26 protein-coding genes are annotated in these 25,691 nt (G+C 73.2%); 15 read left to right on the top strand and 11 right to left on the bottom strand.

Annotated elements, in window-relative coordinates; translation table 11 throughout:
* Window positions 1-35: 35 nt before the first annotated feature.
* Window positions 36-1,610 carry a hypothetical protein gene (locus ABD832_RS23905; protein WP_344899122.1) on the top strand — a complete coding sequence of 525 codons (1,575 nt, stop codon included), beginning with the start codon at window positions 36-38 and terminating at the stop codon, window positions 1,608-1,610.
* Window positions 1,611-1,661: 51 nt separating this feature from the next.
* On the opposite strand, the gene ABD832_RS23910 is transcribed toward ABD832_RS23905, so the two are convergent.
* Both ABD832_RS23910 and rsmI read right to left on the bottom strand, forming a co-directional pair.
* Window positions 1,662-3,200: a dolichyl-phosphate-mannose--protein mannosyltransferase gene (locus ABD832_RS23910; protein ID WP_344899124.1), complete on the bottom strand. Its 1,539-nt coding sequence runs from the start codon at window positions 3,198-3,200 to the stop codon at window positions 1,662-1,664.
* Window positions 3,201-3,245: 45 nt separating this feature from the next.
* Window positions 3,246-4,100, bottom strand: coding sequence for a 16S rRNA (cytidine(1402)-2'-O)-methyltransferase (rsmI, locus tag ABD832_RS23915; protein ID WP_344899126.1), 855 nt, complete (start codon window positions 4,098-4,100; stop codon window positions 3,246-3,248).
* 67 nt (window positions 4,101-4,167) lie between these two features.
* Here rsmI and ABD832_RS23920 point away from each other — a divergent pair, with 67 nt between their 5' ends.
* The 6 genes from ABD832_RS23920 to ABD832_RS23945 all read left to right on the top strand — a co-directional run bounded on the left by ABD832_RS23920 (window position 4,168) and on the right by ABD832_RS23945 (window position 11,677).
* Window positions 4,168-5,814: a dolichyl-phosphate-mannose--protein mannosyltransferase gene (locus tag ABD832_RS23920; RefSeq protein WP_344899128.1), complete on the top strand. Its 1,647-nt coding sequence runs from the start codon at window positions 4,168-4,170 to the stop codon at window positions 5,812-5,814.
* Between the two features lie 110 nt (window positions 5,815-5,924).
* Entirely contained in the window at window positions 5,925-7,160 is a 1,236-nt protein-coding gene (locus ABD832_RS23925; RefSeq protein ID WP_344899130.1) for a hypothetical protein, read from the top strand.
* A gap of 171 nt (window positions 7,161-7,331) precedes the next feature.
* Window positions 7,332-8,738 (top strand): AI-2E family transporter, encoded by a 1,407-nt coding sequence (locus ABD832_RS23930; protein WP_344899132.1) that lies wholly within the window; start codon window positions 7,332-7,334, stop codon window positions 8,736-8,738.
* 266 nt (window positions 8,739-9,004) lie between these two features.
* Window positions 9,005-9,649, top strand: coding sequence for a hypothetical protein (locus ABD832_RS23935; protein WP_344899134.1), 645 nt, complete (start codon window positions 9,005-9,007; stop codon window positions 9,647-9,649).
* Window positions 9,650-9,935: 286 nt separating this feature from the next.
* Complete coding sequence (locus tag ABD832_RS23940; RefSeq protein WP_344899136.1) at window positions 9,936-10,688, top strand: MerR family transcriptional regulator; 753 nt, start codon at window positions 9,936-9,938, stop codon at window positions 10,686-10,688.
* The gene (locus tag ABD832_RS23945) at window positions 10,685-11,677 is read left to right on the top strand and encodes a hypothetical protein (protein ID WP_344899138.1); all 993 of its coding nucleotides are present in this window, start codon (window positions 10,685-10,687) and stop codon (window positions 11,675-11,677) included. Before ABD832_RS23940 ends, ABD832_RS23945 begins: the two co-directional genes overlap by 4 nt.
* Here the strand turns inward: ABD832_RS23945 and ABD832_RS23950 are convergent.
* Complete coding sequence (locus ABD832_RS23950) at window positions 11,646-12,233, bottom strand: helix-turn-helix domain-containing protein (RefSeq protein ID WP_344899140.1); 588 nt, start codon at window positions 12,231-12,233, stop codon at window positions 11,646-11,648. The genes ABD832_RS23945 and ABD832_RS23950 overlap by 32 nt on opposite strands.
* 172 nt (window positions 12,234-12,405) lie before the next feature.
* Between ABD832_RS23950 and ABD832_RS23955 the strand changes: the two genes are divergently transcribed.
* On the top strand, window positions 12,406-13,920 hold the full coding sequence (locus ABD832_RS23955; protein WP_344899142.1) for a ricin-type beta-trefoil lectin domain protein: 1,515 nt from the start codon (window positions 12,406-12,408) through the stop codon (window positions 13,918-13,920).
* Between the two features lie 117 nt (window positions 13,921-14,037).
* Here ABD832_RS23955 and ABD832_RS23960 read toward each other — a convergent pair whose 3' ends face one another.
* A complete protein-coding gene (locus tag ABD832_RS23960; protein WP_344899144.1) occupies window positions 14,038-14,532 on the bottom strand; it encodes a MarR family winged helix-turn-helix transcriptional regulator in 495 nt (164 codons plus the stop codon).
* 71 nt (window positions 14,533-14,603) lie between these two features.
* Here ABD832_RS23960 and ABD832_RS23965 point away from each other — a divergent pair, with 71 nt between their 5' ends.
* Both ABD832_RS23965 and ABD832_RS23970 read left to right on the top strand, forming a co-directional pair.
* Window positions 14,604-15,026, top strand: a complete 423-nt coding sequence (locus tag ABD832_RS23965) for a nuclear transport factor 2 family protein (protein ID WP_344899146.1) — start codon at window positions 14,604-14,606, stop codon at window positions 15,024-15,026.
* Between the two features lies 1 nt (window position 15,027).
* Window positions 15,028-15,519 carry an SRPBCC family protein gene (locus ABD832_RS23970; RefSeq protein WP_344899148.1) on the top strand — a complete coding sequence of 164 codons (492 nt, stop codon included), beginning with the start codon at window positions 15,028-15,030 and terminating at the stop codon, window positions 15,517-15,519.
* A 16-nt stretch (window positions 15,520-15,535) separates the two neighbouring features.
* On the opposite strand, the gene ABD832_RS23975 is transcribed toward ABD832_RS23970, so the two are convergent.
* Window positions 15,536-16,378 (bottom strand): NAD(P)H-binding protein, encoded by an 843-nt coding sequence (locus tag ABD832_RS23975; protein WP_344899150.1) that lies wholly within the window; start codon window positions 16,376-16,378, stop codon window positions 15,536-15,538.
* A 178-nt stretch (window positions 16,379-16,556) separates the two neighbouring features.
* Between ABD832_RS23975 and ABD832_RS23980 the strand changes: the two genes are divergently transcribed.
* Entirely contained in the window at window positions 16,557-16,895 is a 339-nt protein-coding gene (locus ABD832_RS23980; RefSeq protein WP_344899152.1) for a transposase, read from the top strand.
* A 159-nt stretch (window positions 16,896-17,054) separates the two neighbouring features.
* On the opposite strand, the gene ABD832_RS23985 is transcribed toward ABD832_RS23980, so the two are convergent.
* Both ABD832_RS23985 and ABD832_RS23990 read right to left on the bottom strand, forming a co-directional pair.
* A complete protein-coding gene (locus ABD832_RS23985; RefSeq protein ID WP_344899154.1) occupies window positions 17,055-17,711 on the bottom strand; it encodes a response regulator in 657 nt (218 codons plus the stop codon).
* Window positions 17,708-18,781, bottom strand: coding sequence for a sensor histidine kinase (locus tag ABD832_RS23990; protein ID WP_344899156.1), 1,074 nt, complete (start codon window positions 18,779-18,781; stop codon window positions 17,708-17,710). The genes ABD832_RS23985 and ABD832_RS23990 overlap by 4 nt, the downstream gene beginning before the upstream one ends.
* 100 nt (window positions 18,782-18,881) lie before the next feature.
* On the opposite strand from ABD832_RS23990, the gene ABD832_RS23995 reads away from it, so the two are divergent.
* Together ABD832_RS23995 and ABD832_RS24000 are read left to right on the top strand one after the other, a co-directional pair.
* Window positions 18,882-20,258 carry an alpha/beta hydrolase gene (locus tag ABD832_RS23995; protein ID WP_344899158.1) on the top strand — a complete coding sequence of 459 codons (1,377 nt, stop codon included), beginning with the start codon at window positions 18,882-18,884 and terminating at the stop codon, window positions 20,256-20,258.
* Window positions 20,255-21,046 (top strand): hypothetical protein, encoded by a 792-nt coding sequence (locus tag ABD832_RS24000; RefSeq protein ID WP_344899160.1) that lies wholly within the window; start codon window positions 20,255-20,257, stop codon window positions 21,044-21,046. The genes ABD832_RS23995 and ABD832_RS24000 overlap by 4 nt, the downstream gene beginning before the upstream one ends.
* 51 nt (window positions 21,047-21,097) lie before the next feature.
* Here ABD832_RS24000 and ABD832_RS24005 read toward each other — a convergent pair whose 3' ends face one another.
* The 4 genes from ABD832_RS24005 to ABD832_RS24020 all read right to left on the bottom strand — a co-directional run bounded on the left by ABD832_RS24005 (window position 21,098) and on the right by ABD832_RS24020 (window position 24,447).
* Complete coding sequence (locus tag ABD832_RS24005) at window positions 21,098-21,625, bottom strand: DoxX family protein (protein ID WP_344899162.1); 528 nt, start codon at window positions 21,623-21,625, stop codon at window positions 21,098-21,100.
* A 164-nt stretch (window positions 21,626-21,789) separates the two neighbouring features.
* Complete coding sequence (locus tag ABD832_RS24010) at window positions 21,790-22,500, bottom strand: dihydrofolate reductase family protein (protein ID WP_344899164.1); 711 nt, start codon at window positions 22,498-22,500, stop codon at window positions 21,790-21,792.
* A 260-nt stretch (window positions 22,501-22,760) separates the two neighbouring features.
* Window positions 22,761-24,008 (bottom strand): RNA polymerase sigma factor, encoded by a 1,248-nt coding sequence (locus ABD832_RS24015; protein ID WP_344899166.1) that lies wholly within the window; start codon window positions 24,006-24,008, stop codon window positions 22,761-22,763.
* A gap of 70 nt (window positions 24,009-24,078) precedes the next feature.
* Window positions 24,079-24,447, bottom strand: a complete 369-nt coding sequence (locus ABD832_RS24020) for a YciI family protein (protein ID WP_344899168.1) — start codon at window positions 24,445-24,447, stop codon at window positions 24,079-24,081.
* Window positions 24,448-24,602: 155 nt separating this feature from the next.
* On the opposite strand from ABD832_RS24020, the gene ABD832_RS24025 reads away from it, so the two are divergent.
* Both ABD832_RS24025 and ABD832_RS24030 read left to right on the top strand, forming a co-directional pair.
* Entirely contained in the window at window positions 24,603-25,235 is a 633-nt protein-coding gene (locus ABD832_RS24025) for a TetR/AcrR family transcriptional regulator (protein WP_344899170.1), read from the top strand.
* Window positions 25,236-25,237: 2 nt separating this feature from the next.
* Window positions 25,238-25,681 (top strand): acyl-CoA thioesterase, encoded by a 444-nt coding sequence (locus tag ABD832_RS24030; RefSeq protein WP_344899172.1) that lies wholly within the window; start codon window positions 25,238-25,240, stop codon window positions 25,679-25,681.
* Window positions 25,682-25,691 lie beyond the last annotated feature (10 nt).

Here is a 25,691-nt window from a genome sequence, read left to right on the forward strand (position 1 = left end):
GTCAACTCCCCGAAACGGCTGGCATCCTGTAATGCATGGTGACCGTCACCGACCGCCCTCGCCTGGACGCCCCCCCGCCTGGGCGGGGTGCCCGCCTGCGAGCCTTCCTGCACCGGCATCGGCTCTTCGCGGCCGTCCTCGCGCTGGCGTTCCTGCTGCGCGTGGTCACCATGCTCGGCTACGGCCCGGCCCTGTGGTTCAACGACTCCTACGAGTACGTCTCGGGGGCCGTCAACCCGAGCCGTCCCAGCGCCCTGCGCCCGAACGGCTACTCCTTCCTGCTGTTGCTGCTGAGGCCGCTGCACAGCTTCGCGCTGGTGGCCTTCCTGCAGCACCTGATGGGCCTGGGCGTCGCGGTCCTGATCTACACCCTGCTGCGCGGCAGGTTCGGGCTGCCCGCCTGGGGGGCGACGCTGGCCGCGGTGCCGGTGCTGTTCGACGCGTACCAGATCCAGCTCGAACACCTGATCATGTCCGACGTGATGTTCATGCTGCTGGTCGTGGGCGTGATCACGCTGGTGCTCTGGCACCGGCGGATGTCCTGGCGGCTCGGCGCGGTGATCGGGCTGATGCTGGCCCTGACCGCCCTGACCCGGTCGATCGGCCTGCCGATCCTCGCGCTGGTCGTGGTCTACCTGCTGGTCAAGCGCACGGCCTGGAGGACGATCGCGGCGATGATCACCGCGTGCGCTCTTCCGGTGGTCGGCTACATGGCCTGGTTCGCCTCGGCGCACGGCAACTTCGCGATGACCAACAGCGACGGCGCGATCCTCTACATGCGGACGTCGCTGTTCGCCGACTGCACGAAGATGGGGATCGACCCGCGCGAGGAGCTGGACCTGGCGCTGCTGTGCATCAGCGCGCCGCCGAGCGAGCGCCACTTCTCCGGGCAGAAGTACCTGTGGTGGGCGCAGAACGGCCAGCGCTTCCACGCCTTCGGGGTGGGCAGCACGTTCACCCCGGAGATGAACAAGACCGCGGGCGCGTTCGCCCAGCGGGCCATCCTGTCCCAGCCGCTGGACTACCTCGGCATCGTGGCCGGCGACTTCTTCCGCGCCTTCCACTGGGGCCGGCCGCGCTTCCCCGACGCCGTGACCTACCTGCAGTACGAGTTCCCGCCGACGATCAAGGTCCTGCCGGTCTGGTCGTCCTACCGGGGCAGCACCGACACCGACGCGCGCGCGTACGACCCCGGCCTGCGGGTCGCGGCGATCCAGGACAAGCCGCGCGTGATCGGCACCGAGCTCAACGATCCCTGGGCCACGTTCATGCAGGGCTACCAGCGGGTCGTCCGGCTGCCCGGCATCGTGATCGGCGCGCTGCTGCTGGTCGGCCTGGCCGGGGTGGTGGTGCGCTGGCGCACGCTGGGCGGGGCCGTGCTGCTGCCGTGGCTGGCCGCGTTCGGGCTCATCCTGGCCCCGGCGGCGACCGCCGAGTTCGACTACCGCTACTTGCTGCCCGCGGTGCCGCTGGCCTGCATGGCCGCGGCGATCACGCTGCGCCGCGGGTTCTCCCGGCCCGCCGCCCCTGCCGCCCCCGTCACCGCCTCGCCCGCCACCGCGGCGGTCACGCCGGAACCGGCCGGGCCCGGCACCCCGGACCCCGCGTGACGCTCCCGCGCGACCGGTCCTCGCGGGACCCGCGTCCCCGTCCCCGTTCCGTCACACCCAGCCGCGGAACATCATCCGCGCCCACCACTGCGAGTGCGGGACGACCTCGGCCACCAGCACCGGGTACAGCCACCAGAGGTTGACCAGCGCCAGCAGGGTGAAGGCGCCCACGACCGCGGCGCCGATCGCCCTGCGGTTGGGCGTGGCGCCGGCCCGGCCGATGACCAGCCCGGCGGCCATGGTCAGCGCGAGGATCATGAACGGCACCATGGTGATCGCGTAGAACAGGTACATGGTCCGGTTGTCGGCCAGGGCGTAGTAGAACCAGGGCAGCCAGCCCGCGGCGTAGGCGAGCAGGACGGCTCCGGCGCGCCAGTCGCGGGTGGCGACGTACCAGGCGATCATGGCGACGAGCGCGGCCAGCCCGGCGTACCAGATGACCGGGGTGCCGACGCCGAGCACGGCCTCGGCGCAGTCGCCGGTGCCGCACCGTCCCTTGGGTGTCTGGTAGTGGAACGCGACCGGCCGGGACAGCAGGGGCCAGGTCCACGGGGCCGACTGGTAGGGATGCGGGTCCTCCAGCCCGGTGTGGTAGCCCAGCACCTGGACGTGGTAGCTCAGCCAGGAGCGCAGCGAGTCGAAGACGAAGAAGCCCGGCCCCTGGGAGGTGGCCTGTGCCCAGTTGCGGCCCCAGCCGCCCGCGGAGGCGAACCAGCCTGCCCAGGAGACGACGTAGGTCAGGACGGGGAGCAGTCCCAGGGACAGGATCGCTCCGGTGAGGTCTTTGTGGATCATGCCGGTGTAGGGGCGGCGCAGGCCGACGGCGCGGCGGGCTCCGGCGTCCCAGGCCAGGGTCAGGACGGTGAAGGCGATCAGGAAGAAGACTCCCGACCATTTGACCGCGCAGGCCGCGCCCAGGCACAGGCCGGCGGCGATGCGCCAGGGGCGCGGGCCCAGGTGGGGGCCGCGATCGGAGAGGGGGGAGTTTTCGTACCAGTCGACCAGGCGGGTGCGGGCGTGGTCGCGGTCGGCGACCAGGCAGGCGAAGCCGGCCAGGACCCAGAACATCAAGAAGATGTCCAGCAGCGCGGTGCGGGAGAGCACCAGGTGCAGGCCCTCGACCGCGAGCAGCAGCCCGGCCAGGCAGCCCAGCATGGTCGAGCGGGTCATCCTGCGCGCGGTACGGGCCAGGATCAGGATCGAGGCCACCCCGACCACCGCGGCGGCGAAGCGCCAGCCGAACGGGGTCATCCCGAACAGCTGCTCACCGGCACCGATCATCCACTTGCCCAGCGGAGGATGGGCCACGTACAGCGGGCAGGGATCGGCCTCCGGCGGGGCGCACTTCACCAGGAAGTCGGTCTGCCCCGCGATGATCATCCGGTCGGCGACGGGGTCCTTCACCGTGCCGAGCGAGGCCCGTTCCACGCCGTGGTGGATCAGTGCCCAGGCGTCCTTGACGTAGTAGGTCTCGTCGAAGACGACCGCGTGCGGCCGTCCCAGGCCGGTGAACCGCAGGACGCCCCCGAGGGCCGCGACCAGCAACGGCCCCAGCCAGCCCCAGGGGGTGTTCTCCGGCACAGGCGGCACGAGGCGATCCCGCATTACTCCCATTTAGGGAATTATGATGATGAATCAGCCTCGATGGACAGCGTCATAGAGATCGCGTTTGGGGATCCCCGCCGCCTTGGCCACGTCCACGATCGCCTGTTTCCTCGGCGTCCCCGTCTCCTCGCGTCGCGCGACCTCCTCGACCAGGTCCCCGATCACCGGTGGCAGCGCCGCCCGGACGTACCCGGCGACGACCACGGTGATCTCCCCCTTCACCCCGCCGGCCGCCCATTCGGCCAGCTCGCCGAGCCCGCCCCGCCGTACCTCCTCGTAGGTCTTGGTCAGCTCGCGGCAGACCGCGGCCCGCCGGTCCGCGCCGAACGCCTCCGCCATCGCCGCCAGCGCGGCGTGCAGCCGGTGCGGCGCCTCGAAGAACACCATGGTGCGCTCCTCGGCCGCGAGCGCCGCGAGCCGCCGGGAGCGCTCACCGGACTTGCGCGGCGGGAAGCCCTCGAAGCAGAACCGGTCGCTGGGCAGCCCGGAGACGGCCAGCGCCGTGGTCACCGCGGACGGGCCGGGCAGCGAGGTGACCGTGATCCCGGCCTCCACCGCCAGGTGGGTCAGCCGGTAGCCGGGGTCGGAGACGCCGGGCATGCCCGCGTCCGTGATGACCAGGACCGTCCTGCCCTCCTGGAGCGCCGCGAGGAGCTCGGCGGCCCGGCCGGCCTCGTTGGCGTCGTAGTAGGACACGACCCGCCCGCCGATCTCCGCGCCGATCTCCCCGGCCAGCCTCCGCAGCCGCCGGGTGTCCTCGGCCGCCACCACGTCGGCGCTCTCCAGCGCCTGGCGCAGCCGCGGCGAGACGTCCCCGGCCTGCCCGATCGGAGCTCCTGCCAGCACAAGCCTGCCGTTTTCCGTCACCGTTCCATCCTCCCGCATTCCGGATGGACCCCCTGCCTGGGGAGAAATTCCCTAATTAGACCTGTAGGAGGCATTTCCTGGGCTGATGAAGGCGAGGTCCCCGTACGATGTCCGGGTGGCCGTGACCGACTTCACCGACCAGGCGTCAGATCAGCCGGAGTCGAAGCCCCCCGCGGGGCCGACGATCTCCCTGCGCGACCGGCTGGTGCCGCCGATGCCCGACGGCGCCCTGTGGGGCTGGCTGGGCCCGTTGCTCATCGCGGCGTTCGGCGCGATCCTGCGGTTTGTCAACCTCGGCCACCCGCACGCGGTCATGTTCGACGAGACCTACTACGCCAAGGACGCCCTGGCGCTGACCACCTTCGGCGCCGAGCACAACGTGGTCAAGGACGCCGACAAGATCATCATGGGTGGCGGCACCGGCATCTGGCAGCAGTGCGCGCCGGCCGAGGTCGACAAGTGCGCCTCCTACGTGGTGCATCCTCCGCTGGGCAAGTGGATGATCGGTGCCGGTGAGCAGCTGTTCGGGATGACCCCGTTCGGCTGGCGCTTCGCCGCCGCGGTGGTCGGGGTGGCCTCGATCCTGATCCTGGCCCGTACCGCGCGCAGGATGACCCGCTCGACCATGCTGGGCTGCCTGGCCGGGCTGCTGCTCGCGGTCGAGGGCCTGCACCTGGTGCTCTCCCGCACCGCGCTGCTGGACATCTTCTTGATGTTCTGGGTCCTGGCCGGCTTCGCCTGCCTGGTCGCCGACCGCGACCACGCCCGCACCCGCCTGGTCGACTGGTACGAAAACTCCCCCCTCTCCGATCGCGGCCCCCACCTGGGCCCGCGCCCCTGGCGCATCGCCGCCGGCCTGTGCCTGGGCGCGGCCTGCGCGGTCAAATGGTCGGGAGTCTTCTTCCTGATCGCCTTCACCGTCCTGACCCTGGCCTGGGACGCCGGAGCCCGCCGCGCCGTCGGCCTGCGCCGCCCCTACACCGGCATGATCCACAAAGACCTCACCGGAGCGATCCTGTCCCTGGGACTGCTCCCCGTCCTGACCTACGTCGTCTCCTGGGCAGGCTGGTTCGCCTCCGCGGGCGGCTGGGGCCGCAACTGGGCACAGGCCACCTCCCAGGGGCCGGGCTTCTTCGTCTTCGACTCGCTGCGCTCCTGGCTGAGCTACCACGTCCAGGTGCTGGGCTTCCACACCGGGCTGGCGACCCCGCACAACTACCAGTCCGAACCGTGGACCTGGCCGCTGCTGCTGCGCCCGGTCGCGTTCTTCTACGAGAGCCCCAAGGGCTCCTGCGGCGCCGACAGCTGCTCGCAGGCCGTGCTCGGCGTCGGCACCCCGGTCATCTGGTACGGCGGCCTGGCCGCGCTCGTCGCCATGATCGCCTGGTACGTCGCCACCCGCGACTGGCGCGCCGGAGCCGTCCTGCTCGCCTACGCCGCGGGCTGGCTGCCCTGGTTCTACTGGGCGATCGCCGACAACCGGACCATGTTCCTGTTCTACGCGATCCCCATGGTGCCCTTCATGATCCTGGCGATCGTGCTCGCGGCCGGGCTGATCCTGGGCCCGGTGAGCGCCACCCCGGTCCGGCGGATGGTCGGCGCCGCGGTCGTGGGCGCCTTCGCCCTGCTGGCGCTGGTCAACTTCTGGTGGCTGTACCCGGTGCTCACCGGCGAGCTCATCCCGTACGCCGAGTGGAGTTCACGAATGCTCTTCAAGAAGGGCTGGATCTGAGAGCCCGGATATGAGCCACTTGGAAGACATTTCTTAGGGTAGGCGCCGTGCAGGATCCATTACGTCACGTTCATCGTCAGAGCAGGCCCGTATACGGCAGACTTCGAGGCATGCCTGCACCGGACGTGGCCGCGCTCCTGTCCGAGCTGGAGCGTTCCGAGCCCGCCTCCGCCGAGCACGCCCGCAGCGCGATCGACTGGCTCACCGGCGGCGAGCCGCTGGAGACGATCACCCAGCTCAACGTGTGCGAGTTCCTCTGGTACACCCTGCCCTGCAAGGTCACCGGGGACCGCGTCGCGATCGCCCGGGCGCTGGGCCGCCTGCTGCGGCTGGGCGGCCTGGAGCGCTACGCCGCGCTCTGCTCCTCGTCCACGACCACCCACATCCTGCGCACCTACGCCCGGCTGGGCGAGGACGCCGGTACGGCCGCCTACCAGAGCGCCCTGGACGCCACCGGCGTGCTCCCGCCCGACGTTCCCGAGCTGCGGTGGAGCTCGATCATGGGCCCGGAGGAGCTGGGCGCGCACGGCGCCTGCTCGGCCGCGCTGGAGCTGGCCATCGTCTCCGGCGAGCTCGTCCCCGACCCCGGCGAGTCCCTGCCCTCCGCCGAGGGGCGCCGTCGGCTCACCAGCCGCTGGCTCACCGCGCCCCGTCCCGAGCTGGGCGGCGACAACTGGCTCCACCGCGTCCAGGGCGAGCGGCTCAACCGCTGGGTGCTGGGCCGGGGCACCGCCTGGCGCGAGCTCGCCCAGCCCTTCGAGGTACGGCTGCACGCCCCCATCCCGGCGCCGCGGGAGGCCCACCTGGACGCGCTGCGCTGGCTGCTGGAGGCCGGCCGGCGGACCGGCGGCGTCCCGCTGACCCAGCGGCACAACCTGGCCCGTTCCGTGCTCGCGGAGAGCCCCTGGAGCGGCGCCGAGCTGGCGGCCGTCCGCGAGGTGGCCCAGGACCAGATGGGCGCGCTGCGGCGGACCGGCAGGCGCCTGGTGACCACCCAGGCGGGCGAGCGCCTGCTGGGCGACGCCGACCTGCTCTGGGAGACCGTCACCGCCGCGCTGCTCGCCCCCGAGTCCGGGGAGAACGGCTTCCGCGCCTCGGCCAGGGAGGTGGCGCTGATGCTGCTCGCCGACGGCGCCCCGGCCGACCGCGACCACGTCGCCGCGGTGATCGACTGCGCGGAGTGGCAGACCGCGGAGGTCGACGCCTCGCTCAACGAGCTAGGCAAACGCCTGGACGCCTTCGGGCTGCGGGCCGGGGGCCGCCTCACCGCGGCCGGTCGCTCCGCCGCCCTGGCCGCCCTGCGCGGCCACGCCCTGCGGCCCCGCCAGTACGTCAACATGACCTGACCCGCGGGCCCGGCCGTCCCGCGATCCCCGGCCTTGCGACGACCACGACGGCGGCCGGGGCGTCGGCCGGGGCGGCTGTACGACGGCGGTCACGGTCCGTGCGACGACCACGACGGTGGTCATGGCGACGACCAGGGCGAGGGCCTGTCGGGAAGGCCGACTATCTCTCGCGTGAACGGGCAGTGGCCAGGGGTGTCCGAGTCCACTTCCGGCGGCCGCGGCCCGTCGGCATCCTCCCCGCCCGCCTCCGGTGTCCCGCCGACGGGACCGGAGGCCCCCGCCCGCTCCGCCGCGCCCGCCGAGAACGCCGTACCGGCCGAGAACGTCGTACCGGACGGGAGCGCCGTAGCGGGTGCGCCCGCGGGGGCGGCCGTGCCGGAGACCGTCACGGCGGCCCCGGAACCGATCCTGACGTCCGCGGGGCCCCTCGTGCTGCCCGGTGTCCCGCCCGCGCCCCCCGGCAGGGCCGCGGCCGTCGCCCCGGACAGGGTCGTGCCCCCGGAGGCTCCGGCCGGCGTCTCCCCGGCGCTGCCGTTCGGCCGTCCCGGACGCTCGATGAGCGGCAACCCGTTCGTGTTCGGCTTCACCGCCGCCCTGGGCGTGCTCACCGCCTGGTGGCTGGTGCAGGCGGTGGTGACGGTGAGCTCGGTGCTGATCCTCATCATCGTCTCGCTCTTCCTGGCCATCGGCCTGAACCCGGCGGTCGAGTTCCTCCAGCGGCGCCGGGTCCCGCGGTCGGGTGCCATCACCGTCGTCTTCCTGGGCGTCATCCTGGTCTTCGTGGTCGTCGGGCTGGCCATCGTCCCCCCGCTGACCACCCAGTCCACCCAGTTCGTCGCCGAACTCCCGCAGTACGTCCAGGAGCTGCAGAACAACCCGCTCATCCGCGACCTGGACCAGCGCTTCCAGATCCTGGAGAAGCTCCAGCAGTACGTCACGAGCGGGGCCTTCGGCACCCAGATGTTCGGCGGCGTGCTCGGCATCGGGTCGGTCGTCATCGGCGCGGTCTTCAACTCGCTGACGGTCCTGGTGCTGACGCTGTACTTCCTGGGCTCGCTCAAGTCGCTCAAGCGGATGGCCTACCGGCTGTTCCCCCGGACCCGCCGCAACCGCGCGGCCCTGCTGGGCGACCAGATCATCGACAGCATCGGCGGGTACGTCGCCGGAAACCTGATCATCTCGCTCATCGCGGGTGTCACGACCTTCATCTTCCTGAGCATCATGAAGGTCCCCTACGCCCTGGCGCTCTCCCTGATCGTGGCGCTCACCGACCTCATCCCGCTGGTCGGCGCCTTCATCGGCGCGGGCGTCGCCTCCCTGGTGGGCTTCTTCGTCTCCCCGACCGTCGGCATCGTCTGCCTGGTCTTCTTCACGATCTACCAGCAGATCGAGAACTACTGGATCGCGCCGGCCGTGATGAAGAGCTCGGTCGACGTGCCACCGCTGGCCACGATCGTCGGAGCCCTGCTAGGCGGCGCGCTGCTGGGCGTGCTGGGCGCGCTGCTCGGCATCCCGATCGTCGCCGCGGTCCTGCTCATCGTCCGGGAGGTGGTCCTGCCCCGGCAGGAACGCTCCTGACCCGCCGGATCCCCGACTCGGCCCGGCCCGTTCGCGGTCGAGCCCGGTCCCGGTGGGGCCCGGCCCTGATCGGACCGGGTGTGTCGGACCGGGTGTGTCGGACCGGGTGTGTCGGACCGGGCCGGTGGGCCGGAGACGGACGGAGAGCCGTGGCGACCCGAGGCCGCGCCGTAAAGATTTCTGCTTCTTAACCCCAAAAAATCGGTAGATCACGACAACATGCGATAAAAGATCGTTTGTAACTACTGTCTCTTCTTGGGGTATACGTGAAGAAGCACCTCCGACTTCTTGCGGCCCAGCTGTTCGCCGCCGTCCTCGTCCTCACCGCTCTCTCCGGCCCCGCCCGCGCCGACACCCCGGTGGGCGACGCCCAGCTCGCCGCCGAATGGCAGGCCGCGTGGGACACCCACCGGTTCTACGAGAACACGCCGCCCGCACCGGGCTCGGGCCGGAGCCGGGCCGAGGACAGCATCTCCATCACGATCGACGCCCCGATCTCCCGGGTGTTCCCGGCGTACATCGACTTCGAGAACCACATCGGCAAGCACTCCTTCCTGAAGCGGGTCGTCACCCACAGGGACCGGTTCGTGGGGGCCGAGCGCCACATCGACCTGACCGCCGTCGAGGAGATCCCCTACGAGGGCACGACCGTCACCATCAACACGCACGCCCAGCAGCGCGTCAACTACCAGGGCCACTACTACGAGACGGACAGCTGGACGTTCCCGGGCGTCGTCACCCACCAGAAGATCGTCTTCACGAGGCTGTCCGGTACGAGGACCGAGGTCACCGAGTACCTCACCTTCGAGGCGGACACCTCCATGATCGACTTCGCCATCGCGAACGGGGTCGCCTCCCACCAGGCGACGCAGGCCGCCCTGAAGCAGGCGATCGAGAACCACGATCTCTGACCCCTTCCACGGGCGTCCGTCCCCTCGACCTCCTCCCGGGCCGTCCGGCCCTCACGTGAACCCCTGACCCCCCGGCCGGGACCGCGCCCCGTCGCGCGTCCCGGCCGTCGCGCGTCCCGGGCGTCGCACGTCCCTCGCACACCGGGTCCTCACGGACCGGGCCCTCGTACGCCCGGGGCCGTACCGTGTCCGGCCGTCCCGTGCCAGGGCCGTCGCGCGTCCTAGGCGGGCGTACCGGCGCGGGCGCGGTTGACCTTGCCGCGACGTCAACGTTTCTAATGAGGGCATGAGGATCGGCGAGCTCGCCGCGCTGGCCGGGGTGTCCACCCGGACGGTGCGCCACTACCACCACCTGGGACTCCTTCCCGAGCCGGTACGCCGGGCCAACGGCTACCGGACCTACCGGCTGCGCGACGCGGTCGTCCTGGCCCGCGTGCGGCGGCTGGCCGAGCTGGGCCTGTCGCTGGACGAGATCCGCGACGTGCTGGCCGACGACCGGGGCCGGGAGCTGCGCGAGGTGCTGGAGGAACTGGACGCCGACCTGGCCGCGCAGCAGCGGGCGATCGGCGCCCGGCGGGAACGGCTGGCCGCGCTGCTCGCGGAGGCGGACCCGCACCCCGACTCGGCGGTCTCCCCGCAGATGGCGTCGGTGCTGCGCGACCTGTCCGTCGAGGGCTCGGCGTTCGCCGCGGCCGACCGCGAGCTGCTGGCGCTGATGGACACCGCGACCGACCCGGCCGGCCGCGCCCGGATGTTCGACCTGCTCCGGCCGCTCACCGAACCCGAGGCGCTCGCGCGCGGGCACGCCCTGTACGCGCGGCTCGACGAGCTGGCCGACGCCGACCCCGGCGACCCCCGGGTGGCCGTGCTCGCGGCCGACCTGGTCGCGCACCTGCCCGCGGAGATGGCCGAGACGATGCTCGCGGAGCTGGAGAACCCGGAGGCAGAGGCATGGACGGAGGCGATGGGCGACATGCTGCCCCCCGCGCAGGTCGAGACGTTCCGGCTGGTCGTGGCCATGCTGAGGGAGGGGGCATGATGCTCCGGATCGCGCGTGCCGCGATGTTCGCCGTGCTCCCCGCGGAACTGCTGCTGGTGGTCCTGCTCGTGGCCGGGGTCTCCCTGCCCGTTCCGCTGCTGGTCGGGGCCGAGGTGGCGGTGGCGGCGGTGCTCGTCCTGGAGGCGACGGTCGCCTACCGGCTGTTCCGGGCCGGACGGCGGGCCGGCGCGGACCGGCGGAAGGCGCTGCGGGCCACCGTGGAGGGACTGGTGCCCTCACCGGTGCGCCGGATCGTGGGGTTCGAGCTGAAGGGCGCGGTGAGCCTCGTGCTCTGGGCCGCGCGCCGCCGCGACGGCGTGCCACCCGGAGCCGTCGCCGTGCCCTACTCCGGGGGACAGTCCTGGACGCTGCTGCTGCTGGTCTTCGCGATGGCCGTGGAGACCGCCGTGGTGGACCTGGTGCTGCTCTCGACAGGCGTCCCCACCGCACCGCGCCTCGCGGTGCTGGTGATCGACCTGTCCGGGATCGTGTACGCGCTGGCGTTCGCCGCCGCCTGCGTGACCCGGCCGCACGTGGTGACCCCCGCCGAACTGCGCCTGCGCTACGGCGCCTATCTCGACCTGCGCGTCCCGCGCGTCCTGATCTCCTCGGTACGGGTCTCCCCCTGCTACAACGAGAGCGGAATGGTCACCGTGCAGGACGGCCGGCTGGGCCTGGCGGTGGGGTCGCAGACCAACGTGGTCGTCGAGCTGAGCGAGCCGGTCACCGTCGTCCGCCCGCTCGGAGGGCTCGCCGAGGCGACCGTGATCCGCCTCTTCACCGACACCCCCGGCGTCCTGGTGAGCGCGCTGCGCTCCGGCGAGCACGCGGCGGCCCCGGCGACCCCGACGACCCCGACGACCCCGGGGATCGATGGGTCCGGCGGGGCCATCACGGGCACCGGAACCGGCAGGACGAGCGGGACCGCGACCGGCCGGGCGGCGGGCCGGCCGCCCCTCAGTGGGCGTCCCCCCGCGGGCGGGCCCTGACGTGCACCCGTTCGCCCTGGGGCCCGAACAGGCTGAGCATCTCGGCCACCCCGGGCCCGGGGTTGGCGAAGAAGTGCGGGATCCGGGTGTCGAACTCGGCCACCTCCCCGGCGGTGAGCAGCACGTCCCGGTCGTTGAGCCGCAGCCGCAGCCTGCCGGACAACAGGTACATCCACTCGTACCCCTCGTGGACCTGGAGTTCCGGCTCGTGCGAGGGCCAGTTCACCGGGACCACCATCTTGTAGGCCTGCAGGCCTCCGGGGCGGCGCGTCAGCGGGATGAACGTCATGCCGTGCCGCTGGAAGGGACGCGGGTGGACCCGCGGGTCACCCGTCACGGGCGCGCCGACCAGCTCGTCGAGCGGCACCTGGTGGGCCCGCGCCAGCGGCAGCAGCAGCTCCAGCGTCGGTCTGCGCTGCCCGGCCTCCAGCCGCGAGAGCGTGCTCACCGAGATCCCGGTCGTCGTGGAGAGCTGGGCGAGGGTGACCCCCCTGCTCTGCCGTAACGACCGCAGCCGGGGGCCCACCGCGTGCAGTACGTCGTCGAGGTCGTCCACCCCTCCATAGTGCTGCATCACGACGGGACCGGCCGATCCGGCGGACCCGGGCGGGCCGTGCGCTGATCGCATTCCACCCCCGACCCTTATTGACTTCATCTGTAAGAAATGAAAAGTTTCTTTCCTGAGAGCGCTCTCACGCCTCGTCCACCCCCCACTCGAAGGACCCGTCGTGAGATTCAGCATGCTGACCGGCGTGGCGGTACTCGCCGCCGCGCTCGTCCTCCCGCCCGTGCCGGCGCAGGCCGTCACGGTGCCCGAACCCGGCCCCGACCCGTCCAGGGCGGCCACCGCCGAGCAGGCGCTGCAGCGCGACCTCGGGCTGACCGCCACCGAGGTCCGCGTCCGCCAGGCGCACGAGGCCGCGGCCTCCGTGGTGGAGCGGCGGCTCCGCGCCGGCCTGGCCGACCGGTTCGCCGGTGCCTGGTTCGCCCCCGGTGAGGCACGGCTGGCCGTCGGTGTCGTGAACGACGCCGACGCCGCCGTGGTCCGTGCCGCCGGCGCGGTGCCGGTGCCCGTGCCGCGCAGCGAGCGGCAGCTGACCGCCACCAAGGACGCGCTCGACCGCGCCGCCCACCGCGCGGGCAAGGACGTGCACACCTGGTACGTGGACGTGGCCGCGAACACCGTGGTGGTCTCGGCGGCCGGGCGTTCGGCCGCCGAGCGCTTCGTCAAGGCCGGTGCCGTCGACGCCGGCGCGGTGCGCGTCGCCGTCAGCGAGGCGCCCAGGACCCTCTACGACATCCGCGGCGGCGACCAGTACGTCATCAACGGCAACACGCTGTGCTCGGTGGGCTTCTCCGTCAACAACGGCGGCTTCGTCACGGCCGGGCACTGCGGCGGCACGGGCAGCCCCACCCTCGGGTACAACAACGTCTCCCAGGGCACCTTCGCGGGCTCGTCGTTCCCGGGCAACGACTACGCCTGGGTGCGCACCAACGGCAACTGGACGCCCCGCCCGTGGGTGAACAACTACGGCGGCGGCAGCGTGCCGGTGGCCGGTTCCCAGGAGGCCGTGGTCGGCGCCTCGATCTGCCGCTCCGGGCGGACCACCGGCTGGCGCTGCGGCGTCGTCCAGGCCAAGAACGTGACCGTCAACTACTCCGGCTCCCTGGTGCACGGGCTCACCCAGACCAGCGCCTGCGCCGAGGGCGGCGACTCGGGCGGCGCCTACATCACCGGTGACCAGGCCCAGGGCGTGACCTCCGGCGGCGCCGGCAACTGCTCCAACGGCGGCCACACCTTCTACCAGCCGCTCAACGAGATCCTGAGCGTGTACGGGCTGACCCTGACCACCACCGGCGGCGGGGGCGGCAGCCGGCTCATCGGCTGGCAGGACAGGTGCATCGACATCCCCGACGGCATCCCCGCCGACGGCAAGCGCCTGCGGGTGTGGGACTGCAACACCACCCCCGCCCAGAGCTGGACCTTCCCCGGTGACGGCACCGTGCGGGCCATGGGCATGTGCATGGACGTGGCCTGGGGCTCCACCGCCAACGGCGCCGCCATCCAGCTCGCCAACTGCAGCGGCAACCCCGCCCAGCAGTTCGTCCTGAGCGCGGCCGGCGACCTGGTCAACCCGCAGTCCAACAAGTGCGTGGACGTCACGAGCTGGGGCGGCAACGGCACGGAACTGCAGCAGTGGGACTGCCTCGGCGGCGCCAACCAGAAGTGGCGCCGCGGCTGACCCCGTAGTCGCGGCCGTTGACGTCCGCGGCCGGACGTTCACCGTCAGGGACGTTCGCGGCCGGCGACGTCCGCGGCCGGGGACACGGAGTGGCGGGGCGGCCCGGTGGCCGTCCCGTCAGCCCTCCATGCTCCCGGCCAGCTTCTCCAGCAGCGCGTCCAGCCGGGCGCGCTCGGCCTCGGTGATCCCGGCGGCCAGCCTCGCCAGACCGGCCACGTGGTCGGCCAGCGCCTTCTCCAGCAGTTCCCGCCCGGTGTCGGTGAGCCGGACGCGGACGCCCCGCCCGTCCTGCGGGTCGGGGTCCCGTCGCAGGTGGCCCGATCGTTCCAGCCGGTCGATGCGGTTGGTGACCGCCGCCGGTGAGAGCAGCAGCGCCGGCGCCAGCTCGCCCGGCGACAGCTCCCCGCCTCCCCGGTAGAGGGTGGCGAGCACGTCGAACTCCCCCCGGTTGAGCCCGTACGGGTGCAGCACCGCGGCGATCGCGGCACCGGCCTGCCTCTCGACCCTGGTCAGCCTGCCGAACAGCGCCATGGGCCCCGGATCCACGTCGGGCCGCCGGGCGGCCCACTGCTCGACCATGCGCCGTACCGGATCTGCGGCCTCTTCCGTCATGCCACTATTTTGACATCGAAATAGATCGGTGCAAGTATTTCCACGTCGAAATACATTCGGGAGGTCCGATCATGAACACCGCGGTCACCGCCAACGCCCGGGTCGTCCGGGACTTCTACGCCGCACTCGGCAGGGGCGACCTGGAGGCGGCGCGCGGCGCGCTCACCCCGGACTCGGTCCTGCACGTCCCCGGGCGAGGCGCCAACACCGGCGACTACGAGGGCCGCGACGCGGTCATTGGATTCGTCGCCCACGCCTCGGCCGTCACCGAGGGGACGCTCACGCTGACCGTCCACCGCGTCCTCGCCGACGACGAGCAGGCGGTCGCCCTGGCCACGTACACCGCCACCCGTCCCGGCGTGGACGTCCCGCTGGAGAACAACCTCGCGCACGTCATGACCGTGCGGGACGGCCTCATCGCCGAGTCCTGGCTGCACAGCCGCGACCAGTACGAGGTCGACGAGTTCTGGGGCGCCCGGCCGGCGGGGGCCTGAGATGGGCACGATCACCGGCATGCGGGTCGTGCGGACCTCGCTCGACACGGCGGCCCGGCTGTTCCTCGACTGGTCGCGCGACCCGCTCTGGCGGGCGCAGGTCCGGCGGATGGACGTCGAGCCGCCGGGACGGGCCGTGACCGGGCAGCGGATCGTCGAGGAACTGCGGTTCGCGGGCCTGACCTTCGTCACGCCCACCCGCGTCGAGCGGGCCGGTCCCACCTTCGCCGAGTACCGGGGCGGCGGCGCCGCGGTCACCGTGAGCGGATCCCGCCGCCTGGAGGCGCGGCCCGACGGCGTGGTCACCCTCGTCGCGACCCTCGACGTCCGGCTGCGCGGCCCCCTGCGTCCGCTCACCGGGCTGCTGATCCCCTCCTACCGGCGCCTGCAGGAGGACGACCTCGATCGCCTCGCCGCGATCCTGGGCGACGGCGTGCCCGACGAGGACCTCACCTCCTCCCGTTCCCGTCCGGCCGCCGGAGGTCACCGCTGACGGCCGTGGCGGACGTTCAGCCCAGGTCGGCCGCGTGGTCGGCGGCCCACCTGGCGAGCGTGCGGCCGGGCCTGCCGAGGACCCGCTCGACGTCGGGCGAGACCTCGGGCGGCTCCTCGGCGTACTCGGCCTGGTAGCTCAGGACGTACTCGGCGATCTCCATGGGCAGCCCGGCCTCGATGTAGGCGCGGCGGGCCTGGCCGTAGGTCAGCGCCTCGAAACGGATCTCCCTGCCCAGCCCCTCGCCGATCGCGGCGGCCTGCCGCCGGTGGCTGAGCGCCTCGGGCCCGCTCAGCGTGTACGCCCGGCCGGCGTGACCGTCCTCCACGAGCGCCGCGACGGCCACCTCGGCGATGTCCGCCTCGTGGATCGGCACGCCGATCGCGTCGGGGAAGGCGTTGCGGACCACGTTCTCCGCGCGGATGGAGGGCCCCCAGAAGTCCAGCCTGTTGACGGCGAACTCGCCCGGCCGCACGTGCGTCCACTCCGGCACGGCCGCCTCGACGGCCTGTTCGGCCCGGTGGAGCGTCTCGTGGTTGCCGGGCCGCCGTACCGTCACCGCCGAGCTGGTCAGCGTGACGATCCGCCGGACCCCGGCCCGCGCCGCCCGGTCCGCGAACAGGCGCGAGGCGTCCAGGTCGACGACGCCGGGCACGAGGTAGGCGTGGTCGACCCCCTCCAGGGCCCGCTCGACCGCGTCCGCGTCCGTCAGGTCCCCGGCGACCACCTCGGCCGCGCCGGGCAGGCCCGCCCCGTCCGGGTTCCGGGTCAGCGCCCGGACCGTACGGCCCGCCGCGAGCAACCGGTCGACCACGACGCGCCCGACCGTGCCCGTCGCCGCCGTCACGAGGATTCTCATGATCTTCCTTCCGTTGGGGAGGGCCGACGATAACCGCGCCAGGGCACCGTCCGCACATGAGCGAATGTCTCGTATGGCAGGTCGGAAGGGGTGGCGGGGACCTCCGGCGGCGCCGGGAGGGATCTCCCGTGACGGCGCGTGGTCCCCCGCGGCGCGCGGCCAGGGCAGGATCGACGGCATGGACGCTCTCGCCCGCAGGCTGGTCCCCGACGAGATGTGGGCACTGGCCCGGACGCTCATGCCGGAACGGCGGCCCAGACCGCAGGGCGGTGGCCGGGCGACCGCGGACCAGCGCAGGGTGCTGGCCGCGGTCGTCTACGTGGTCACCAGCGGATGCGCCTGGCAGAACCTGCCGCCGGCCTTCGGGGTGACCGTGCCCACCGCGCACCGCTGGTTCGCGCGCTGGACCAGGGACGGCCTGTGGGACCGCCTGCGGGAGGCGTCGTCCGGCGACCCCGGTCTGGCCGAGTGGACCCGCGCGATCCGCGACTGCGCGTCACTGCGCGACCACGGCTGAAAAATCACCAACCGAGACATGGCCCGCGACCCGGTGGCCGGGTCCCGTCCGAGGGGGTGGCAACGGCCCGGATCCGTGCGCGCCGGTGCCCACGGGAAGCGGCCGCACATCCCGCCACGCATCCCGTGAACCCCCGCCACCGGGCCCTTCGCGTCCCGGTCAGTGCCGTGATGCCGCGTCGCGGAGCAGCAGGGCCGCCTGCACCCGGTTGGCGCAGCCGAGCTTGGCCAGGACACGGCTCATGTAGGTCTTGACGGTCGCCTCGGTCATGTGGAGCCGCCGCCCGGCCTCGGCGTTGGAGAGCCCCTCCGCGACCAGGGCGAGGACGTCGGCCTCGCGGGCCGTCAGGGCGGCCAGCAGCCGGGAGGCGTCGTGCCCGCGCCGGTCGTCCCCCGGTCCCCGGCCGTCGCCCGCTCCGGCCATGTCGAGCACCTGCCGGGCCACGACGGGCGACAGGTACGCCTGCCCGGCGTGCGCGGCGCGCACCGCCCGGATGAGTTCCTCCGGGGCACAGGTCTTCACCACGAACCCGGACACGCCCTGCCGTACGGCTCGCCGTACGTTCTCCTCGTCGCCGAAGGCGGTGAGGATCACCACGCGCGGCCCCGCCAGTTCCGCCGCCGCGGCCAGGCCGTCCAGCACCGGCATGGAGATGTCCAGCAGGGCCACGTCGACGCGGTGCCGCCGGGCGACCTCGACCGCCTCGCGCCCGTCGCGCGCGACGGCCACCACCTCGATGTCCCCGGCCGACTCCAGGACCGTGCGGATGCCCGCGGTGATGAGGGGCTCGTCGTCGGCGATCAGCACCTTGATCATGCCGCGGCCCCGGTGGCGGCCGGTGCCAGCGGCAGCATCGCGACCAGCCGGAACTCGTGCGGCTCCGACCGGACGCGCAGCAGCCCACCGGCCGCGCCGACGCGTTCCGACAGCCCCGCCAGGCCGGTCCCCCCGGTCTCCCCGGCCGGGCCGGTGCCCCCGGTCTCCCCGGTGGGAGCGCGGCGGGGCACCAGGTTCGCCACGGTGACGAGGAGCGCGTCGGGCTGCCAGTCGAGCGACAGGGTGACCGGCGCGCCCGGAGCGTGCCTGACCGCGTTGGTCAGCCCCTCCTGGACGACCCGGTAGGCGGCGCGGGCCACGTCCTCGCCGGGCAGCGGGACGCTCCGGCCGGACGTCTCGGCCGTCACCGCCACCCCCGCCGCCCGGAGGCGCGCGACGAGGCCGTCGATCCCCTCCAGGCCGGGACCCTCGTGCCGCCGGAGCGTACCGACCACGTGGTGCAGTTCGGCCGCGGCCGTGCGCGCGGCGGCGGCGAGACCGTGCACCGCCCGCCGCTGGTCCGCCGGGAGCGGCCCCGCCTCCAGCGCCGCGGCCCGCACGGACACCAGGCTGAGCAGGTGTCCCAGCGAGTCGTGCATGTCACGGGAGATGCGCAGCCGCTCGCGTTCGGCGACGAGGTCCCTCTCCCGGCGCAGCTGCTCCCGCTGGCGCACCAGGTACCGGCCGGCCAGCAGGGGCAGCACGGTGAGCACCGCGACCCGCGCCAGTACCGTCCACGGTTCCTGGCCGCCGGGCGCCCGCTGGGCGACCATCAGCACCACCCCCACGTACGCGGCGAGCACGACGGCCGTCACGACGACGTCGGAGCGGGTACGGACGCGGTGACCGGCGTGGAAACCGGTGCAGACCAGCAGCGCCAGCGACCCGCCGGTGAACACCGCCAGCGCCAGGGCGGCGAGGAAGGCCGCGAACGGCAGGCGGTCCACCGCCGCCATCACCGACGCCACCGACACGGCGTACGCGGCGAGGGTCCAGCCGCCCGCCCCGTCCAGCCACAGCAGCGCCGTGTCGGCGACCGCCACCGCGACAACGAGGACATACCTCACCATGGGCCTCACCCTACTGACCGCCCGGCCGTCGACTTCAGTGAACACGATCAACGACTTTCGGCGGCAGACCGCACCCACCCCGCGTCCCTAGCGTTCCGGCATGCTCACATCACTCATGGCGCTGGTCGTCCTCGCGTCACCGCTCCCGGCCTCCTCGGCGTCCCCGGCACCCGGGGACCTCGAATGGAGCGCCTGCCCCGGCACGGGCACGTCCGAGCTGCAGTGCGCGGACCTCCCCGTCGCCCTGTCGCCCGGAAGCGACCGGAAGATCACCCTCAAGGTGGCGCGCCTGCCCGCGACCGGGAAGAGGAAGGGGGCCGTGCTGGTCAACTTCGGCGGCCCCCAGGGACACCAGATCGCCACGATGCGCTCGCGTCCGGCGATCTTCGACACGATCCGCGCGTCCATGGACGTCGTGACCTGGGACCCGCGCGGCTACCCCGGGCTGAGCGGCCCGGTGCTGCAGTGCGACTGGGGACTGCTGCGCACCCCGGCGTTCCCCGCCGACCAGGCCGGATTCGACCGGCTCGCCGCGGCCAACAGGGCCAGGGGCGACAGGTGCCGCGACACCGACCCCGAGCTCTTCGACCACATGGACTCGGCGAGCGACGCGCGGGACGCCGATGCCGTCCGGCGCGCCCTGGGCGAGGACCGGATGAACTTCATCGGGCTCTCCTACGGGGGCACGATCGCACAGTCCTACGCCCGGCTGTTCCCCCGCACGGTACGGACGATCTACATCGACGGGACCCGCAACCACGGCGTGCGCGACTGGGGGCGGGAACTCGACGTCCAGGCCCGGGAGAACGAACGCCTCATCGGGCGGTTCTTCGACTGGGCGCCCCCCGGCATGCGGAAGCGCTGGCGGGCGCTGATCGCCACGGCGGACCGCGAGCCGATCCCCGCCCCCTCGGTGAACGCCCGCTTCGACGGGACGCAGATCCAGGCGCTGGGGTTCCTGAAGCTCCGGCCGGGCCCCGCGCGGTGGGACGAGCTCGTGGCGGCCGTCACCGCGGCCGAGGGCGGCGACGCCTCGGGCTTCGCCCTGTCCGCCCGCGAGCCGTACCCCAGCCTTCCCGGCGGCGGGGTGAAGGAGTGCCTCGACTTCCCGCGCCCGGCCGGGCAGGCGGAGCTGGCGCGCACGGTCCGGCGGCTGCGCGCGATCGCCCCCGATACCGGTGCCGCGTTCCCGCTCGCGTGGCACCTGCCGGTCACCTGCGCCGGCTGGCCGGCACCGGTGGCCAACCCGCCCGCACCGATGCCCCGCGGCCTGCCACCGATCCTGGGAGCGGGCACGTGGCTGGACTTCGACTCCACCCGCAGGGTCACCGGCCAGATCCCGGGCAGCCGGACGATCGAGTTCGACGGGCCCGGCCACAACCTCTTCGCCGCGATGGCCAACCCGTGCGTCATCGACCACGTCAGCAGGTACGTCACCACGCGCCGGCTGCCGGCCCGGGGTACCGTGTGCCCATGATCGATGCGGAGGGCGGGACGGCCGGGGAGCCCGGTACCCCTCGTGGAAGGCGCCGGCCTGCCCGGGTGGCCGTCCTCCTCGCCACCGTGCTCGCCGTCCTGCTCGTCGCGGCCGTGGCCGTGACGGCGCTGGCCTTCCCCTCCGTCGCGGCCACCACCTGCCCCGGCTGCTACGGGCTGGAACGGCTCCGGCCCGGCCTGTACGCGGAGCCGGGCCTGTCACCGGAGCGGCGCCGCCAGGTGATCCAGGTCGCCGAGCGGGCGGAACGGCGGGTGAGCGACTTCTACGGGGGACGGGAGAGCTCGCCGGACGTCCTGGTGTGCCTCACCGACGGCTGCTACCGCCGGATCGGCGGCGGCGGGGAACGCGGCGTCGCCGTGCTGAACCGCGCGGTGATGCTCTCCCCGCGCGGCGCGAACCCCGTGATCGCCTCCCACGAGCTGTCGCACGTGGAACTGCACGCCCGCCTCGGCGGCGGCGAGGTGCCGCAGTGGTTCAACGAGGGGCTCGCCGTCCTGGTCAGCGAGGATCCCCGCTACCTCTCCCCGGCCGGTGACCGGTGCCTGGCCGAGCCCCGGCCGGTGCTCCCGGCCACGCTGGAGGACTGGCTGCGCGCCGCGTCCGCCGACCCCCGGGTCTACGCCGAGGCCGCGTGCCGGGTGAGCCGCTGGGCCGGGGCGGGGAACGGGCCGCGGGCGGTGCGGGACCTCGCCGGACGGCTGTCGGCGGGAGAGTCCTTCGCGGAGGCCACGGGCATCACGGCTCCCGCGCCGCCGTCCCGGCCGTGACCTCCCGTACGGGAGAGGCCGGGAACCACGCCGGGGACCACGCCGGCGCCTTCACCGGTTGATCGGGGCTCCGGCGGGGCCGCCGCTCGCGACTGCCGTACGGCCGGGGCGGCTCCCGAGGACCCCCGCCGCCCACAGGGCCACGCCGATGTAGAGGACCTGCTCGGGGATGCGCTGCCACAGCGGCGTCGCAGGCTCCCCCGCCAGGGAGACGTCGGCCAGCGCGGCGTGGACGTTGGCCGGGAGCATGAGCACGAACAGCAGCGCCAGGCAGATCCCGGCCGCCCGGCGGGTGGCCGGCAGCACCAGCCCGACCGCCCCGGCCAGTTCCAGCACGCCGGTCAGGTAGACCACGAGCCCGGGGAACGGGACGAACGGCGGGACCATGGCCGTCATGTCGGCGTGGTTCGGCATGAAGGTCACGTCCGCCGGGACGAAGTGGGCACTGGCCGTCATCACCAGCATGACGGCCAGGCCGTGCGCGGCGCTCGCCCGCCAGGTGCCGAAGCGGGTCAGGCCGGCCATCGCGCCCAGCAGGCGGAAGAACAGCGTGGCGAGGATGAGAACGATCACGGTCATGGTGACTCCCTTTCGTTGGATAGCTACACTACCCAATATTGGATAATGGCGCTATCCAATAAGGGCGCCTCTTCGGGACGAGGCCGCCGATCCCGGTGGGGACCGGCGGCCGGCCCCGAAAAAGGGTGGCCCCCCGGGAGCGGACAGGGAGCGGGCCGGGAGGGTTACGACGCGTCGGTTCCCGGCGGCACGCCCCTGCCGCTGCCACGGTCGTCCAGGACGAGCGCCTCCCGCCCGTCGACGGTGTAGCGGATGTGGGTGACCTTCGGGGTGTGCACGACCCTGACGGGCGTGAGCTCGATGGCCTCCTTCAGGGCGAGGTCGAGATCGGCGTCGAACAGGCGCATCCCGGTACCGAGGACGGTCGGGACGATGTGCAGCTCCAGCTCGTCCAGCAGACCGGCCTTGAGGACCTGGCGCAGCAGGGTGCCGCCCCCGGAGACCGCCACGTTCTTGCCGCCCGCGACGGCGCGAGCCTGCTCGACGGCGCTGGCCACCCCGTCGGTGACGTAGGTGAAGCTGGTCCCGCCCTGTCGCCTCAGGACCTCGCGGGGGCGGTGGGTCACCACGAACACCGGCGCGCGGAACGGCGGCTCCTCGCCCCAGGGCACCTCTCCCCCGTCCGCCATGTTCCGCCCCATGACGTACGCCCCGGCCGCCTCGAACGACTCGGCGATGATGTCGGAGTCGACGTCGCTCTCGCCGCCCCGGAAACCCTGCCGCTCGCGCCAGGCCATGGCGCTGGTCGCCCATCGGGTGATCCGGAAGAAGCCCGCGGCCTCCGCCGAGTGCAGCCAGCTCCCCGTGCCGTCGTGGCGCGGGCCGGCGTAGTGGCCGTCAAGTGAGACCGACATCTGTGCCGTCACCTTGGTCATGTCGTTTCGCTCCTTCGTACCGGCCCCCGGTGGGGCCCGTTCGAGGAGGAAACGGAGCCGCGGATCGCGTTTCTACATGCCCGCGCCGAAATCCCGGTGCCGTCGTCCGGACAGGTCCCGCGGCCTTCCCCGTGCCGCACCGCGATCATGACGGCGCCGTCCGGCCCGCTCCCGCGACCCGCCCGTGTCAGTTCCGCGTCGGTTCCGTGCCCGCGCCGTCGTCGCGGCACGGCCGCCCGGCGCGTCCGCGACCGGCCGGTTCACCCGGCGCAGCGGGCGGCGCGCCCGAGGAGGAACCGCTGCTCGGGACGGCTGCCGGCCAGGCGCGCGGCCTCCCGGTACGCCTCGGCGGCCTCGGCGGACCGGCCGTCCCGGTCGAGCAGGTGCGCGCGGACCGCCAGCAGCCGGTGGTGGCCGGCGAGCATCCCGGACTCCAGCTCCTCCAGCAGGGCCAGCCCGGCGCGCGGCCCGCGCACCATCGCCAGCGCGACCGCCCGGTTGAGGGTGGTGACGGGGTTGGGCTCCAGGCGCTCCAGGACCTCGTACAGCCCCAGGATCTGCCGCCAGTCGGTGGCCTCGGCCGAGGGCGCCTCGTCGTGCACCGCCGCGATGGCCGCCTGCACCTGGTACGGGCCGAGCGGCCGGGTCGCCAGCGTACGGGCGACGAGGGCGCTTCCCTCGGCGACGGCGGCGGCGTCCCAGAGCGACCGGTCCTGCTCCGCCAGCGGCACGAGCACGCCGTCGGGGCCGGTACGCGCCGCGCCACGGGCCTCGGTCAGCAGCATCAGCGCCAGCAGGCCCGCGGTCTCGCCGGACTCGGGGAGCCGCGCGTGCAGCCGGCGTACGAGATGCAGGGCCTGGCGGGTCAGGTCGGGCCGGCGCAGGTGCGAGCCGGTGCTGGCGCTGTAGCCCTCGTTGAACATCAGGTACAGCACGTGCAGCACGACCCGCAGCCGCGGCCCCCGCTCGGGTTCCGCGGGCGCCTCGAAACGCGCCCCGGCCTCGCGCAGGCGCTGCTTGGCCCGCGAGATGCGCTGTCCCATCGTCTTCTCGGGCACCAGGAAGGACGCGGCCACCTCACCGGTGGTCAGCCCGGCGACGGCCCGCAGCGTGAGGGCCATCTGCGACGCGGGGGTCAGCGCCGGGTGGCAGCACAGGAACAGCAGTTCCAGCAGGTCGTCGCGGGTCTCCTCGGCGTCCGGCGGCGGCGCGACCAGCGCGTCGCGCGGCGTGGCGTCGTGGACGGCCCGCTCCCGGCGCTCCCGGGCGCCGTCGGCCCGGACCTGGTCGATGTAGCGGTTCGCGGCGACCGTGACGAGCCATCCCAGCGGGCGGGCCGGGACGCCGTCACGCGGCCAGGTGCCCGCCGCGGCGATCAGCGCCTCCTGGGTCGCGTCCTCGCACCGGGCGAAGTCGCCGTACCGGCGCACGAGCGAGCCGAGCACCCGGGAGGCCAGCGACCTCAGCAGCTCCTCGACCGGGTCATCGGCCCCCCGCGGCCCCTCCACCGGGTTCCCGCTCCCCCGCGGCCCCTCCACCCGATCGGCGGAGGCTCCGGGCGGCTCCCCGACCGGGTCGTCAGGCCTCGTCACTCGCCCAGCCGCGTTCCATCAGCGGCCACACCTCCAGGCCACCGGCGCCGTGCCGCAGCCCGGGGTAGGACCTCGCGATCTCCAGTGCCCGCCGCTCGTCGTCGACGTCGACCACGAAGTAGGAGCCGACGTACTCCTTCGCCTCGATGTAGGGGCCGTCGGTGACGACCACGTCGCCCTGCACCGGCCGGAGCGACCGCGGCCGGGGGACCAGCCCTTCGGAGCCGAGCAGCTCCCCGGACTCGCGCAGCTCGGCGTTGAAGGCGTCGACCTCGTCGACCAGCCGCGCCATCTCCTCGGGCGCCAGGCTGTTCCAGATGTCCTCGTTGCCGTAGATCAGCATCAGGTATCTCACCGCGGGGTCCCCCTCGTCGTCACCGGGCCGGCGCCACCTGCCGCAGGGGCCGGCCCGCACGTCATGTCCCCCGATTCTGCCGCAGCGGGGACGGTCGCCGGATGCGCCGTTATACGAGATATACAAACGATCGGTCGTTAATATAGTGTGCCCCCATGACGACCGACGGACGGCGGCTGCGCGGGCTGCGCAGCCGGGAGGCGATCCTGGAGCAGGCGGTGAGCCTGGCCTCGGTCGAGGGGCTGAACGGGCTCTCCCTGGGCCGGCTCGCCACCGCGACCGGCACCAGCAAGTCCGGATTTTTCTCCCATTGGCAGGACAAAGAGGAGCTGCAGCTCGACGCGGTGGAGTGGGCCGTCCGGCAGTGGACCGAGGCGGTGGTGGCTCCGTCCCTGCTGGCCCCGGCCGGGGTGCGGCGGCTGTTCGCGCTGCACGAGGCGCGGTTGCGGTTCTACAGCGACGGCGTGCTGCCCGGCGGGTGCTTCTTCTTCAGCGTGCAGGCCGAGTTCGACGACCGGCCCGGGGCGGTGCGCGACCGTGTCTCACGGGCGCTGCGCGACTGGCTGGGGTTCATCCGGCGGCAGGTGTCCGAGGCCATGGCTCTGGGCGAGCTGGACGGGAGCGTGGACCCGGCCCAGCTCGCGTACGAGATCGACGCGCTCGGGGAGATGATCGTCCTTCACTCCCGCCTGCACGACGGGCCGGCCGCCTTCGTCCACGGTCGCCGTGCCGTGCTGCAACGCCTGCGCGCGCTCTGCCCGGACCCCTCACTTCTCCCGGAGGACTGACCATGATCGAAGACGGTGTTCACGAGCAGGTCCAGGTGCATTTCGACGATCTCGACGCCATGGGGCTGCTGCACAACTCCCGCTACTCCCTGCTGGTCGAGCGGGCGATCAGCGCGTACTGGCGGCGCCTGGGCTGGGCGCCCGACCCGGCCCTGTCCGCGTTCAAGGACGTCTTCCTGGCCGTACGCGAGTTCAAGGTGACCTACCACGTCCCCATCGCCGGGGCGGGCGAGCCGCTGGTGCACTTCTGGATCGACCGCCTGGGCCGCAGCAGCGGCGTGTACGGCTTCCGCGTGCTGTCGCCCGACCGCGCCGTGGTGCACGCCGAGGGCTACCGCGTCAACGTCAACCTGGACCCGGCCACGCTGCGGCCCGCACCCTTCAGCGACGAGCTGCGCACCGCCGCCGACCCCCTGCTCCGCCGTACGGCGGCGGCGGCCTGCTGAGATCCCACCG

Source organism: Streptosporangium longisporum (assembly GCF_039534895.1).
Lineage (GTDB): Bacteria > Actinomycetota > Actinomycetes > Streptosporangiales > Streptosporangiaceae > Streptosporangium > Streptosporangium longisporum.

Coding starts and splice junctions, on each gene's coding strand:
- ABD832_RS23905 (WP_344899122.1), top strand. CDS start 36: ATGGTGACCGTCACCGACCGCCCTCGCCTGGACGCCCCCCCGCCTGGG.
- rsmI (WP_344899126.1), bottom strand. CDS start 4,100: ATGCGGGAGGATGGAACGGTGACGGAAAACGGCAGGCTTGTGCTGGCA.
- ABD832_RS23920 (WP_344899128.1), top strand. CDS start 4,168: ATGAAGGCGAGGTCCCCGTACGATGTCCGGGTGGCCGTGACCGACTTC.
- ABD832_RS23925 (WP_344899130.1), top strand. CDS start 5,925: ATGCCTGCACCGGACGTGGCCGCGCTCCTGTCCGAGCTGGAGCGTTCC.
- ABD832_RS23940 (WP_344899136.1), top strand. CDS start 9,936: ATGAGGATCGGCGAGCTCGCCGCGCTGGCCGGGGTGTCCACCCGGACG.
- ABD832_RS23945 (WP_344899138.1), top strand. CDS start 10,685: ATGATGCTCCGGATCGCGCGTGCCGCGATGTTCGCCGTGCTCCCCGCG.
- ABD832_RS23960 (WP_344899144.1), bottom strand. CDS start 14,532: ATGACGGAAGAGGCCGCAGATCCGGTACGGCGCATGGTCGAGCAGTGG.
- ABD832_RS23965 (WP_344899146.1), top strand. CDS start 14,604: ATGAACACCGCGGTCACCGCCAACGCCCGGGTCGTCCGGGACTTCTAC.
- ABD832_RS23970 (WP_344899148.1), top strand. CDS start 15,028: ATGGGCACGATCACCGGCATGCGGGTCGTGCGGACCTCGCTCGACACG.
- ABD832_RS23975 (WP_344899150.1), bottom strand. CDS start 16,378: ATGAGAATCCTCGTGACGGCGGCGACGGGCACGGTCGGGCGCGTCGTG.
- ABD832_RS23980 (WP_344899152.1), top strand. CDS start 16,557: ATGGACGCTCTCGCCCGCAGGCTGGTCCCCGACGAGATGTGGGCACTG.
- ABD832_RS23985 (WP_344899154.1), bottom strand. CDS start 17,711: ATGATCAAGGTGCTGATCGCCGACGACGAGCCCCTCATCACCGCGGGC.
- ABD832_RS23990 (WP_344899156.1), bottom strand. CDS start 18,781: ATGGTGAGGTATGTCCTCGTTGTCGCGGTGGCGGTCGCCGACACGGCG.
- ABD832_RS23995 (WP_344899158.1), top strand. CDS start 18,882: ATGCTCACATCACTCATGGCGCTGGTCGTCCTCGCGTCACCGCTCCCG.
- ABD832_RS24000 (WP_344899160.1), top strand. CDS start 20,255: ATGATCGATGCGGAGGGCGGGACGGCCGGGGAGCCCGGTACCCCTCGT.
- ABD832_RS24005 (WP_344899162.1), bottom strand. CDS start 21,625: ATGACCGTGATCGTTCTCATCCTCGCCACGCTGTTCTTCCGCCTGCTG.
- ABD832_RS24010 (WP_344899164.1), bottom strand. CDS start 22,500: ATGACCAAGGTGACGGCACAGATGTCGGTCTCACTTGACGGCCACTAC.
- ABD832_RS24025 (WP_344899170.1), top strand. CDS start 24,603: ATGACGACCGACGGACGGCGGCTGCGCGGGCTGCGCAGCCGGGAGGCG.
- ABD832_RS24030 (WP_344899172.1), top strand. CDS start 25,238: ATGATCGAAGACGGTGTTCACGAGCAGGTCCAGGTGCATTTCGACGAT.